The sequence below is a fragment of the Bacillus sp. FSL M8-0063 genome (assembly GCF_038005545.1).
In the GTDB taxonomy this organism is placed as follows: domain Bacteria; phylum Bacillota; class Bacilli; order Bacillales; family Bacillaceae_G; genus Bacillus_A; species Bacillus_A wiedmannii.
This window is the reverse complement of record NZ_JBBOTJ010000001.1, coordinates 949,240-962,215: the sequence shown is the minus strand read 5'-3', so window position 1 is coordinate 962,215 and position 12,976 is coordinate 949,240. Positions and strand designations below refer to the sequence as shown.

The following is a 12,976-nucleotide window of genomic DNA, read 5'->3' as shown; positions in this document are numbered from 1 at the left end:
TAAAAGGAGTATTTTTTGATTATTCTAAAAATTTAATTGAATTATCACATGAGAACGCCTTTTTGTCAATATAGTTTCACAGCTCTTCTTTAAAATGGGCCATTCATATATCTATACTTCTGTCTATTCCCTACTTCATTTTGTACATAAAAAATACGTTATTCTTTTTAAATCAAAGAATAACGTATTTTCTCATCTTTTATTTCTTTATTGCATTATATAAAAACTGTGCATATTGTTCACGTGTTACGAAATCATCACCTAAAAAGTTTCCTTTTCCATTACCTTTTGATATATTATTATCCGCTAACGCTTTCACATATCCTTCTGCCCAATGACCAGTCGGTACATCAGTAAAGTTCACTTTATTATTTCTATCTTCTTTTAACTGAAATACTTTATATAATACTACAGACATTTCGTATCGAGTTAATACTCCATCTGGACGAAACTCCCCAGTACCATCTCCTTGCATAATTCCAGCTTGCGCAACTGTGGCAATATCTTGCTCAAACATATGCCCTTTCGTATCTGTAAATCTCTCTTTCTGCTCTACTTTATTTTCTAATTTCATGTACCTTTGTACTAAAGACGCAACTTGCCCACGAGTAATACTATCCCCAAATCCAAATTGTCCATTTCCATATCCCTTGAAAATATTTTCTTTCGCTAAATAATGAATTGCTTCTTCTGACCAATGTCCTTTTGGTACATCTTTAAATTCTACTACTTCTACTTTTTCATCTTCTTTAGAAGTATTGTCTTCTTTAGAATTGTTGTCCCCTTTACTTTCTACTACATTTTGAATTACAGATCCTGTAAAAAAGATTCCTGTATCCGCAAATGGATCTTTCACTCCAAATTCATATACTTTCTCACCTGGTGTACTCCATTTCACTACACCATTACTATACGTACCACCATCACTCTTCAGACGGATTTTTGTAGATACCTCGCCGTCTTTTTCGTATATAGGTACTTTTACTTCTTTATTTACTTCTGTATCCTCTAAAAAGACTTTTTGGTTTTGAACATTAATATAAGCTTTCTTACTTAGTTCTATTACTGGTCTAACATCGCGGATTTCATTTGCAACAAAACTTAAATATACTAACTTATTCAACTTACTAACTGGCGATAAGTCTGAAATATAATTTGCTTCTAAATCAAGTTTTTGTAAGTTTACTAGATTTGATAATGGAGTAATATCCTTTAACTCATTATTAGGTAAATCTAATTCTGTAAGCTGAGTCATTTTAGCAAGTGGTGTCACATCTTCAATTTGATTTTTACCGATAAATAATTTATTTAATTGATTCATTTGATCAATACCCGATAAATCTTTAACTTTATTACGCGTTAATACTAAATCTTTTAAAGGTAATGAATATAACGGTTTAATATCTTCAATTTGATTACCTGCTAAAGTTAAGTATGTTACATTTTTCAATGCGCTTAATGGAGCAACATTCGTAATTTTATTATTTGCTAAATTCAAGTAATCTAGTTGTTCCATTTTCGCTAATGCTGTTACGTCTTCTATTTGGTTGCCTGATAGATATAAACTTTTTACATTTTTCATTTCAATGAGTGGTGCAACGTTTGTAATTTTATTATTACTCAAATCAAGAGATGCTAAATTATCCATCTTAACAAGTGGTGTTACATCTGAAAATTCATTACCACGCAAAGCTAAATGATTTAATTGCTTTAAATTCGCAAAGAACGATGGATCTGTTATCTTCGCATTCGCAACTGTTAAAGATTTTAAATTTGGCATATATTTTAATGCACTATAATCAAGAATCTCATTCGTGTTTAAAAACAAGTCCTTTACTTGTAATAACTCCTCTTTCGTAATTGGTGTATTTAAATCTTTTCTATTAAATACTTTTTTATTAACAAGTTCTCTTAATTTGTTATCTGTTATCATATTTTGACTATCAATTGGATGATCCGTTTCCGTATTGCCTGAATTAGCGTTATCATCTGGTTTCTCTGTTTCTTTGTCACCTACAGTTGGATCTTTAATTTCAAATTGAACTTGATATTTGTGATCATATCCGATGGCCGGAATAAGTATATGCATTTGCATATTATGCTTCTTCTCAAATTCGCCAATTTCAAATTGGACTACTTTCGTTCCATTTTTCCTCTTATCTTCTGATAAAACTTTCACATCTTGAAATACACCAGGTTGGTTTTTATCCTCTATTCTAAGATATTGAAAATAATCGCTATCTTGTATTGTTACAGTAACGATTTTTTTCCCATCTTCAATTGCTACTTTAGGATTTTTTATGTACTGAGAAACCATAGATGGCTCATCTTTTTGATCCTTATATATTTTAATCTCAGTATCGTATGTACGTTCACTAGCTGCTGCCACCGACTGGTTTGCTTCAGCTTTTAGTGCTGCTAATGCTGGAGTAGAGTATGTAGCAAATGGAATTGCTAATGTTGTGGCTACTACTAGCGCCTTAATATAACTTTTTTTCAAAATAATATCCCCTATCATATATAATTTTTATAATTGATAAACGTTATCAATTACTTACAAAATAAATGATAATGAATCTCATTATCATTGTCAATGATAATATTACATTAAGTTTATATTTCCAAAGATAAAAAATAAAAAACCCTTTAATCAAAGGGCCTTTTTACCTAGCGTATGAAGAATTTCACTTTTTTCTTTTTCATTAATAAAACCAATTTTTTGCAAAATATTTGCATACAATACAAGTTTATTATATATCCGTTCTGACATGCTTCTCCCTTCTTTCCTTCGACCAACTTTTTTTGTATTGGTAAATTATATGAAAGAGATGAGAAAATGTGTCCACTTTTTGCATACATACAAATCTTTTATCCTGCTATTTGCGGACAGTAAAACTCCCACCTCAAAAACAGGTGGGAGTTCAATTTATTTAGCAAATTGTCCATTGAATATTATGCTTTTTGACTTCCTCTTCAAAACTATAGGGCATTTTCTTATCACAAATTACATGTTGAATACGTGAAAATGCTGCTATTCGGTAATTTCCTTTTACCCCTACTTTTGTATGATCACATAAAATATATGTTTTCTCCGCTAATTTCAGCATCGCTTCTGACAGTTTCGCCTTTTCTAATTCAAAACTAGAAACCCCAAAACCAGGTAACAATCCATCAATCGAAACGAATGCTTTATGAAAATGAAATTGCTGGATTACTTGCTGCGAAATAGACCCTGACACACGTGAATGCTTTGGAGACACTTTTCCACCAATAAATAAAACTTCACCGTGAAACATCTTTTTATTAATAGAAGAAATTAATTGTGTAGCTACTGGAAATGAACTTGTTACAATCGTTAAATTTTTACGATGAACAAGATATGGCACCATTTGAAGTGGTGTACTTCCATCATCAATCGCAATCACATCTCCATCTTCCACAAACGTTGCTGCTTTATACCCAATTCTCTTCTTCTCTTCTATATGCAGCATCTCTCGTTCTAGCATTGGTGCCTCTATTCCAGCTCCCGGAAGTTGGACGGCTCCACCATACACTTTCTTCAACTTCTTTTCACGATCCAATTCTTCTAAATAACGACGAATCGTCTCTGTTGATACAGCAAACTCTCTCGCTAACTCTGAAACTTTTACTTTCCCTTTAAACTCTACCTTCTCAAGAATGGTTCGCTTTCTTTCTTCACCTACTACAGACATAGCTTCACCCCATTGATTTCTACCTCATAAACTGCCTTACTTATACAAAGTTATAACTTTCTTTTTCAGTGAAAACTTCTTCATGAATATGAATACCACGCTTTTTTAGTTCATCAAAAATGATTTGTGGATTTACAAAAGCTTCCTCAGGTGTCACAACACCAGCTTTATTTACATTCCCTTTTGCGATTAACTCTGTAGCAATCCCAAATGGAATACCGACGTTTCTCGTATAAGCTCTTAATTTTTCCCATCCTACAACAGAACCATCAGATAACGGGTGTGTATGATATAATACGTGCCTTTGTTTTTCATTATTTTTCACACCTATTACTTCTACATGAAGTGCATAACCGTAAATTTCTGTTTCTTGCCCTTCTTTCGATTGCAATAAATACTTCGAAATACAATCCATAATGCCAATTTCTTTCCCATTTATGTCAACCCGATCATTACGCAATATACCATAATCATATAAAGCACGTACGAGCTGCATATTTTGCTTTGGCCAAGTTCCTCTCGTCTCTATCAGCTTGACGCCTTTATTTTCTAGTGCTTTTGCTAACGTAATCGTTTCAGAATGCGGTATTATATACTGCGTTGCCTTACCATAAGGCGCCGGTAATTCAATTTCTCTTGGACGCGCAAACGGCGGTACTTGCTTAAACTCACCATCTTCATATACTGTACGCAATCGTAAATGTGGATCATATTCATATGTCGTTGTTTCTGTAATTGATGCAGAAAAAGCAATTGGACGGTACGAGCCATGACTTACACGTACTGACTCTACAGTATCTAGCTGATTTGCTGCATGCATTGCCATCATTTGCGTTACACCTGGCGTCATACCAAAACCAGGTAAACACGTTTTTTCATTTTGAGCAAATATAGAATGAAATTCATTTTCTTCACCAAATCCATTCAAATTCACACCGTGACAACCTGCTTCTGCAATACATCGAGTAGACAATCCATTTAACTTAATTGTCGTACCGTCCATTACAATGTCATAACCTTTCATTTTTGCAACCGTATCCTCGTGATTTGTTACATCTACTTTCACAAAATCAACACGAGGATCGTTGAGCCATTCTACTACTTTCAGGCCCTCTTCTTCATTAAAATCAGCTACTGTAATCGCCTCAAAAGATGAAAATTGTACTAAATCTAAAATTGCTTCACGACAAATTTTACCTGCTCCACCTAAACAAAATACTTTCATCCTATAGCAACTCCTTCAGCTATACTATTTACTAAACGATTTATGTCTTCCTCATGTACGTCACCGATATTTCCAATGCGGAACGTATCTACTTTCGAAATTTTACCAGGATAAATAACAAATCCATATTGCTTTAATTCATTATATAGCTGTTGAAATTCAAATCCTTTTTCTGGATAAATGAAGGATGTAATAATAGGCGATTGATATTTTTCATCTACTAGTGGCTTAAATCCGATTTCTCTCATTCTACTCACTAATAGTTTTTGATTGTTATAATATCGATTGTAACGAGCTTCTACTCCGCCCTCTTTTTCTAATTCAAGTAGTGCTTGATAAAAAGCGTGCACAACATGTGTAGGTGACGTAAAACGCCATTTCCCATTTTGATTTTCCATTGTTTCCCACTGATCGTATAAATCTAATGATAATGAACGTGCCTGTCCCTTACATTTCAACAATTCAGCACGCTTTGCAATAACAAAGCCGAACCCAGGAACACCTTGAATACATTTATTCGCACTACTAATTAAAAAATCAATTTGCAACTCAGCGATATCTATTTCAATACCACCAAAACTACTCATTGCATCAACTAGTGTTACTTTTCCATATTGCTTCCCTAATTTACATACATCTACAATTGGATTGATAATACCTGTTGTTGTTTCACAATGAACAACTGCAATATGTGTAACCTCTTTATCTTGTTGCAATATCCTTTCTACTTCTGCAATATTAGTAGGCTCCCACTCTTCTGTTTGACTGACCACCACATCTATATGTAACATCTCTGCCATTTGTACAATTCGCTTACCGTACGCACCATTTGTACATACGAGCAGCTTTCCGTTTTTAGGAATGACAGATCCAATCACTGCTTCAACTGAAAACGTACCGCTTCCTTGCATTAAAACAGTTGTATATTTCTCCTCTTCTTTCGTTGCTAACGATACAAGTTTAGCTCTTACCTCTTGTACCATTGTGTTATATTCAGCATCCCACGTACACCAATCGTATAACATAACTTCTTTTACTGTTTTGGTTGTTGTTAATGGTCCAGGCGTTAATAATAAATAGTGATTTTCAGTCATGATCCTATTCCCCTTTTATGAAATAATAAGTTCTTGTTTCTCGATATGTTCCATTACGTTTTCGAGTTCCTGCATCGTTTCTATCGTAAAGTGCGCCCCATTTTCACCGAAACGATTGCGAACTACTTCTATTTTTTCACGAAGTTCTACCGGATCCATATTCTCCACTTCCTCTTCAGTTAAGCCGAGTTCGCTACTGCCGAGAATTACACCTACTGTCCACATACCAGCATTTCTTCCCTCTTTCATATCTGATACTGTGTCTCCAACTTTTATCATATGATTCATTGGATATACACCAAGCTCCATCGCATTTTTATAGCACATCCACGGATACGGACGACCTGCTGGAACATCATCTGGTGTTACAAGAAAATCAGGTTTATACCCTTGTAGTGCTGCTTCTTTTGCTACAATGTCCATCATTTCTCTCGTATAACCAGTCGTTGAACCAATTTTAATTCCTCTTTCACGTAAAGAAGCAATCACTTCTTTTACTCCATTAATCGGCGACGCATAGCGCGGTAAAATAGCGAAGAGAATCTTTTCGAATTCTTCATACATCTCCTGAATGTCTGCTTCTGTTGGTAATTGTCCGAAAATACGATTCCACTCACTTGCAATACGAGTCATCTCAGTTAATGCTCTAACATGATCAATTTTCAATAATCCCATTGGCTTACGGGCTTCTTCTGCAGTAATTGCAACACCGCGTTTATGGAAAATCTCCATAAATACTTCCAGTGGTGCAAAACATCCGTAATCAACTGTTGTACCTGCCCAATCAAAAATAACTGCTTCTACTTTCATTCAATCCATCACCCTTCTTATTTATCTTTTTTGCCATTGTGACGTTCGGTTACGAAGTGCTTTCGTTCCCCATTCATATACAACTCTCACTACAATATTTGTAACAACAATAAGTACACTCATTGCAGCTGCTGGTGCTACATTTCCTGCATCATCCATATTTACAATTGATACGGCAGCTAGTTTAAAATCAGCTGCATACAGGAATACAACTGCTGAGACAGTTACCATTGAATTTACGAAGTAGTACATTACCATTTCTAAAATGGCTGGTAAACACATCGGTACCGTAACTCGAAAGAATGTTTTATAAAACGGTATCCCCATCGACTGTGAAACAAGTTCAAACTCTCGATCTAATTTCTTTAAAGCTGTCGTTGCCGTAACAAATGTTACAGAATAAAAATGAATGATATTGACTAGTACTAGCACAGCAATTGTTCCGTATAGAGAATGGAACGGGTTCGTTACGGAAAGTCCAAAGATTTGTATTGTTGGTTGACTAAAGAAGAAGACGTAGCCTACCCCAAGTACTAAACCTGGTATCGCTAAAGGAACGATAGAGAAAAAGTAACCTGCTTTTCGGAAAAATTGTAGCTGATCTATTTTCTCAATCACATAAGCGAACATAAATGTTAAAACCGCTCCAATTACTGCAGTAATCGCTGAAACAATTACGCTATTTTTAAATGCTCCAAGTCCATCTCCTGTTAAACTGGAAAAATTGAAATGCTCAAATGTAAAGCTCATATTATATGGCCATACTTTCACACTTGCAGCAATACCAACTGCCACAAATAATAGAATGATCATAAGCGTTACTACGCTACAATATACGAATGAAATAACATCTCTTTTCTTATTATTTATTATTCTGTAAGGTACTGATTTGGAAGATAAAAGATTCGCCTGCTTTCTTTGCGTAATGCGATCAACTGCAAAGGCAAATATAGCTGGGATTAATAAAATCATTCCGACAGTTGCACCCATCGGCATATTTTGCTGCCCAATTACTTGCTTATATACGTCAGTAGCAAGTACATTATATTGCCCACCAACAATTTTTGGTGCCCCAAAATCAGTGAAACTAAGTGTAAACACAACGAACATCGCACTAATTAATCCGTACTTTACACTAGGTAAAGTAACAGTGAAAAATTGCTTTGCTTTACTCGCTCCTAACATATTAGAAGCTTCATATAAACGATAATCAGAGCCTTGAAAAGCAATTAATAATATAAGAAATGCTTGCGGAAATGTATACATGACTTCAGCCATTACAATTCCTACTGGTCCATATAAAGGGATTTGTATCCCTTCAAACAAACCAAACATTCCTTTCGTTACTAACCCTTGATTACCAAATAAATATGTCAGTGCGATACCATGCATCATCGTAGGTGCGAATAATGGTAACAACGCAATATATTGAAATACACGCTTTCCAAACACATTCGTACGAGCGATCGCATAGGCGTAAGCGAAAGCGAGTGTCACTGCAATAATTGTTGTCGCGCCCGAAATCCATATCGTATTTTGTAATGATTGAACTAGCGTTGGTGTTGTGAAATATTTACTGAAATTCGCAACACCAATGAAAGCTCCATCTTTATCATAAAAAGCTTGTGTAAACAATTGTAATAAAGGTAATACAAGCATGATCAAAAACGCGAGAAGCATACCAATAATTAATAGTCTTTGTATCCACTCTTCTTTACCGATACGTCTCTTAATCTTTTTTTTCGTACTTTCTACCTTGAAATCTTCTAACATCTCCATCTATACAATGACCTTCTTTCCATATGACAACATATGATTTTCTGAGAAAGAGATTTGAATCGGCTTTCCTTTTCTAATTGCGGTTGCTTCTACTTCTGATGCCAATATATCCACTACAATTTTCTCGTTATAAAGATGTGCTTTTTCTTCTACGACTCGCACTTCCGTCCGATATACAGATCCGCGAAATTCCATGTTTTCAACAACCGTTTTAATACCATCCTTTTGTACAACTGTTACATGCTCAGGACGAATTGCATGTTCTTCATTGTTTTTCGAAAAGAAATTAATAGAACCAATAAAATCTGCCACAAACGGATTGGCTGGTCTTTGATAAATCTCCTCTGGTGTGCCAATCTGCATAATTTCCGCATGATTCATTACAACAATTTTATCGGCCATCGTTAATGCCTCTTCTTGATCATGCGTAACCATAATAGTTGTTACTCCTACTTTTTCTTGCAAATCACGCATTTCTCTACGTAACTTTTCACGCACTTTTGCATCTAAAGCAGATAACGGCTCATCGAGTAACAAAATATCCGGAGACAGAGCGAGCGCACGTGCAAGTGCTACTCGCTGCTGTTGTCCACCAGACATTTGAGCAGGATATTTATCTTTTACATTCAGCAAATCTACAAGTTCTAACGCCTCTAACGCTTTCTCTTTTACTTCTGCTTTTCCATATTTTTTTGTCTTTAAGCCGTATTCAATGTTTTCAAGTGCTGTTAAATTCGGAAATAATGCATACGATTGAAACACCATTCCGAAATTCCTCTTTCCAGGAGGTAATGCTGTAATATCTTTTCCATCCACAGCTATACTACCTGTTGTTGCCTCTTCTAGCCCTGCTAAAATTCGAAGCAATGTTGTTTTCCCACAACCACTTGGGCCTAATAAACATACAAACTCATTTTTTTTCACAGTAAAAGAAATATCTTTTAACGCTGTAAATGCATCAAACTTTTTTTGAATGTGTTGAATTGATAAATATTCGCTCATTTTTTCTCTCTCCCACTCACTTACTTACTTTTTCGGTTCTGCTTTTTGGCCAAAATCTTTTTCCCATTTTTCTAAAATTTTGTCACGATTTTCTGCTGCCCACTTAAAGTCATTCTTTTTGTATAACTTTTCTGTCACATCTTTAGGGAATCCATCTGGAAGTTTATAATCATTTTTAATTGTCGCAAATCCATTTTTCTCGAAGTATAACTTCATTACATCATCAGTAATTGCCCAATCCAAAAATGCTTGCGCTAATTTTTCATTTTTTGCATTATCTTTTTTAATAAGTGCGTTCGCTTCTACTTCCCAACCTAATCCTTCTTTCGGCAATACAACTTCAACCGGTGCACCTTTTTGTTTCTCTTTCAAAGCACTATAAACCATTGATACGCCAACTGGATATTCACCTGCGCCTGCTAATTTCGCTGGTTTTGAACCTGAATGAGTATAAGTTGCCATATTATCATGAAGTTTCTTCATGTAATCCCAGCCTTTATCTTCACCCATAATTTGTAACCATGCAGAAACTGTTAAAAATCCTGTTCCAGAAGAAGCTGGATGTGGCATAACAAGCGTTCCTTTATATTCTGGTTTCGTTAAGTCTTCGTATGATTCTGGCATCGGTAAATTTTTCTTCTTTAATTCTTCTTTATTTATAGCAATCCCCGTCATAAATGCCGTATTACCTACCCATTTTTCTGGTTGCTTATCATCTTTAAATTGCGGAAGAACACGATCTGCGCCTTTTGGAGAGTATCCTTTTAACATATCTTTTTTATCTAAAGCTAATAGACTAGACGCTGCTGTTCCCCATACAACATCTGCTTGTGTATTTTTTCCTTCAGCTAGCAATTTCGCTGTAATAACTCCAGTTGAATCACGAACAATGTTCAGTTTCACATCTGGATACTTCTTTTTAAAAGAATCAAGATAAATTGGTACAAGTTCTTCTTCAATCGCTGTGTAAACAGTTAATGATCCAGATAATTTATCATCCTTTACTTTTGCCCCAGCACTTTCTTCTTTCTTTGCACCACACCCCATTAATAACGAAAATACCATTCCAGTTGCTACAGCTTTAAAGATTGTTTTTTTCACTGTCTCTCTCTCCTTTTATAAATCTTATGTACAACTCAAATATAAACAACTAGTGTAAAAGCAGTATTAAACCAACATTAATCTTTTGTTTGTTGTTTGTTTTTGTGTAATACGTTGCTATTTCTATGTTTTTTCGCATTTTTCTGCCAATAATGAACACTAAATTTACAAATAATTAAAAAAACCTTTATAATCCCACAAAAAAATGAGGCGTTTGTAAAAAACGCCTCATTTTTGTTTACCTTTTTTTGAATTACGATTTGCATACTTCGCGCTATTTTCTCCTTCATACTCTAATGCAAATTCTGCATCTGGTAAGCTTTCTTTCGGAGTTTTATTATTGTTGATTGCCGCATTTTGTTTCACTTTTCTTTTTACCAATACATTCACCTGCTCTCAAGAATTCACTTTCTACCCTAGTTTGAAGCAACATTAAATAATTATTACTGGCAAGTGTTAACAAGTACATAAGAGCCGCTAGATGGAAATACTACCTATGAAGAAAGTATTATAAAAGGGGCGATTATTTTGAAGAAGAAAGATAAAATTCAGTCACCAATTTTAGATGAAACGCTCCCGCATCAAATGAATTTCCCATCTTTTAAAGGAACAGGAAAGAAGATGCAACAACCTTTCATAAATCAATATGACGTCGTAATCGGAGACAGTAAATATGATTCCGAGAATAGTCCACTTCACAATTGGACTGATGAAGTAGACCCTGCCATTATGGCTGGAGAAGAATGGATTCATCCTACAAATGATATTGGGTGGATTTCAGAAGAAAATCAAGAGTTGCTAAAAAAAGAAGTGGATAATAAGAATGACGCTTTTATGCATCCGCAATTTGGCATTAACGACTAAAAAACCATTCTACCTCACATAGGTAGAATGGTTTCATACTATCCAATAATAATTCTCTCTTTCGGGTATTTATAGCGAGGTGGCTGTTCTCTTCCCCCACTAGCCAGTATAAATGTTAAAATACCGACACGCCCAATAAACATAAGTACAATGAGTACAAGTTTACCAACAGTTGTTAAATCTGGCGTAATACCTGTCGATAGCCCTGTCGTCCCGAAAGCAGAACACACTTCAACAATTAAACTCATAAGCGGTACATTTTCCGTAATAGATAAAATAAAGAGTGCTGTGGCACATAATAAAATCCCCATCGTCATAACGACAGATGCTTTTAGCACGTCCTCTTCATGTAACTGACGTTTGAAGACTCTGACCGTTCTTCCACCTCTTGCAAAAGTGTATAACGATAATATACTAACAGCAAATGTTGTTGTACGTATTCCGCCCCCAACCGAACTTGGAGATGCCCCTATAAACATTAATATACTCATAAATAAAAGCGTCGGTTGTGACAATTCACGTATATCCATTGTAGCCAGTCCACCACTTCGCGTCGTCACAGATTGGAATAATGTATAAAAAACTGTTTCATGCCATGACTTTCCTGCTAAAAACTGATTTCGCTCTAGTAGAAAAATCATAATTGTTCCAACGATAACGAGTGCAAAAAATGTCGTTGTCGTCAATTTTGTAAACAACGAAAAGCGGAATAGTTGCTGTCTCCTTTTACTAAAGAATTGCTTTACTTCCATTAACACCGGGAAGCCAATCGCTCCTAAAATAATAAGTAACATATGAATCATTTGCACAATATAATCTTTTTTGTACGGAATTAGTGATTGTCCAGTTAAATCAAATCCTCCGTTCGTAGTTGCACTAACAGCGGCAAAGAAACCGTGGAAATAAGCTTCTTGCCAAGTTGGAAAATAAAGTAGAAATCTTGTACCTAATAGTATTGCTCCAATAAGTTCTATCGAAATAATTACAATTAAAATAGAACGCATCAATTCTACAAGGCCTGATAAATTCCCTTGATTATGGTCTGCCATAATGAGTCTTCTTCTCTGCAAACCGATTTTTTTCCCCGTTATAATCCAAACAAATGTACCAAGTGCCATAATTCCTAAGCCGCCTAATTGTAAAATAAGGGCTAACATAATAATTCCTGCCGTAGTAAATGTATCTGAAATTGTAACAACAGACAGTCCCGTAACACTTACCGCACTAACAGATGTAAAGAGGGCATCGATAAATGTCCATTTCACACCAGCCTTCGTAACAAACGGGAAACTAAGCAATATCACCGATACAACTACTGCTAATAAATAAAACAAAACAATAAGTTGTACAGGACGTAATTTTTGTAAAAACTTTTTTATATCTCTCAT

At 35.1% G+C, this 12,976-nt stretch carries 11 protein-coding genes; 1 reads left to right on the top strand and 10 read right to left on the bottom strand.

What is annotated here, in order from left to right; translation table 11 throughout:
- Nucleotides 1-199 precede the first annotated feature (199 nt).
- From MKX31_RS04890 to MKX31_RS04850, 9 genes are all read right to left on the bottom strand, one after another.
- Complete coding sequence (locus tag MKX31_RS04890) at nucleotides 200-2,500, bottom strand: NEAT domain-containing leucine-rich repeat protein (protein ID WP_098625569.1); 2,301 nt, start codon at nucleotides 2,498-2,500, stop codon at nucleotides 200-202.
- 430 nt (nucleotides 2,501-2,930) lie between these two features.
- Nucleotides 2,931-3,713, bottom strand: a complete 783-nt coding sequence (locus MKX31_RS04885) for a DeoR/GlpR family DNA-binding transcription regulator (protein ID WP_000117658.1) — start codon at nucleotides 3,711-3,713, stop codon at nucleotides 2,931-2,933.
- Nucleotides 3,714-3,753: 40 nt separating this feature from the next.
- Nucleotides 3,754-4,938: a saccharopine dehydrogenase family protein gene (locus MKX31_RS04880; protein WP_064476727.1), complete on the bottom strand. Its 1,185-nt coding sequence runs from the start codon at nucleotides 4,936-4,938 to the stop codon at nucleotides 3,754-3,756.
- Nucleotides 4,935-6,032, bottom strand: a complete 1,098-nt coding sequence (gene phnW, locus MKX31_RS04875) for a 2-aminoethylphosphonate--pyruvate transaminase (RefSeq protein WP_064476728.1) — start codon at nucleotides 6,030-6,032, stop codon at nucleotides 4,935-4,937. Before phnW ends, MKX31_RS04880 begins: the two co-directional genes overlap by 4 nt.
- 15 nt (nucleotides 6,033-6,047) lie before the next feature.
- Nucleotides 6,048-6,842: a phosphonoacetaldehyde hydrolase gene (phnX, locus tag MKX31_RS04870; protein WP_340980195.1), complete on the bottom strand. Its 795-nt coding sequence runs from the start codon at nucleotides 6,840-6,842 to the stop codon at nucleotides 6,048-6,050.
- A 21-nt stretch (nucleotides 6,843-6,863) separates the two neighbouring features.
- Nucleotides 6,864-8,621, bottom strand: a complete 1,758-nt coding sequence (locus tag MKX31_RS04865) for a putative 2-aminoethylphosphonate ABC transporter permease subunit (RefSeq protein WP_340980193.1) — start codon at nucleotides 8,619-8,621, stop codon at nucleotides 6,864-6,866.
- Nucleotides 8,622-9,623, bottom strand: coding sequence for a putative 2-aminoethylphosphonate ABC transporter ATP-binding protein (locus MKX31_RS04860; RefSeq protein ID WP_064476731.1), 1,002 nt, complete (start codon nucleotides 9,621-9,623; stop codon nucleotides 8,622-8,624).
- A gap of 24 nt (nucleotides 9,624-9,647) precedes the next feature.
- Entirely contained in the window at nucleotides 9,648-10,724 is a 1,077-nt protein-coding gene (locus MKX31_RS04855; RefSeq protein WP_088048360.1) for a putative 2-aminoethylphosphonate ABC transporter substrate-binding protein, read from the bottom strand.
- Nucleotides 10,725-10,952: 228 nt separating this feature from the next.
- Nucleotides 10,953-11,105 (bottom strand): hypothetical protein, encoded by a 153-nt coding sequence (locus MKX31_RS04850; RefSeq protein ID WP_000240799.1) that lies wholly within the window; start codon nucleotides 11,103-11,105, stop codon nucleotides 10,953-10,955.
- Nucleotides 11,106-11,252: 147 nt separating this feature from the next.
- Between MKX31_RS04850 and MKX31_RS04845 the strand changes: the two genes are divergently transcribed.
- The gene (locus MKX31_RS04845) at nucleotides 11,253-11,588 is read left to right on the top strand and encodes a DUF3905 domain-containing protein (RefSeq protein WP_002070938.1); all 336 of its coding nucleotides are present in this window, start codon (nucleotides 11,253-11,255) and stop codon (nucleotides 11,586-11,588) included.
- 38 nt (nucleotides 11,589-11,626) lie between these two features.
- On the opposite strand, the gene MKX31_RS04840 is transcribed toward MKX31_RS04845, so the two are convergent.
- Nucleotides 11,627-12,976, bottom strand: coding sequence for a TrkH family potassium uptake protein (locus tag MKX31_RS04840; protein ID WP_001204688.1), 1,350 nt, complete (start codon nucleotides 12,974-12,976; stop codon nucleotides 11,627-11,629).

Coding starts and splice junctions, on each gene's coding strand:
- MKX31_RS04840 (WP_001204688.1), bottom strand. CDS start 12,976: ATGAGAGATATAAAAAAGTTTTTACAAAAATTACGTCCTGTACAACTT.
- phnX (WP_340980195.1), bottom strand. CDS start 6,842: ATGAAAGTAGAAGCAGTTATTTTTGATTGGGCAGGTACAACAGTTGAT.
- phnW (WP_064476728.1), bottom strand. CDS start 6,032: ATGACTGAAAATCACTATTTATTATTAACGCCTGGACCATTAACAACA.
- MKX31_RS04885 (WP_000117658.1), bottom strand. CDS start 3,713: ATGTCTGTAGTAGGTGAAGAAAGAAAGCGAACCATTCTTGAGAAGGTA.
- MKX31_RS04860 (WP_064476731.1), bottom strand. CDS start 9,623: ATGAGCGAATATTTATCAATTCAACACATTCAAAAAAAGTTTGATGCA.
- MKX31_RS04880 (WP_064476727.1), bottom strand. CDS start 4,938: ATGAAAGTATTTTGTTTAGGTGGAGCAGGTAAAATTTGTCGTGAAGCA.
- MKX31_RS04865 (WP_340980193.1), bottom strand. CDS start 8,621: ATGGAGATGTTAGAAGATTTCAAGGTAGAAAGTACGAAAAAAAAGATT.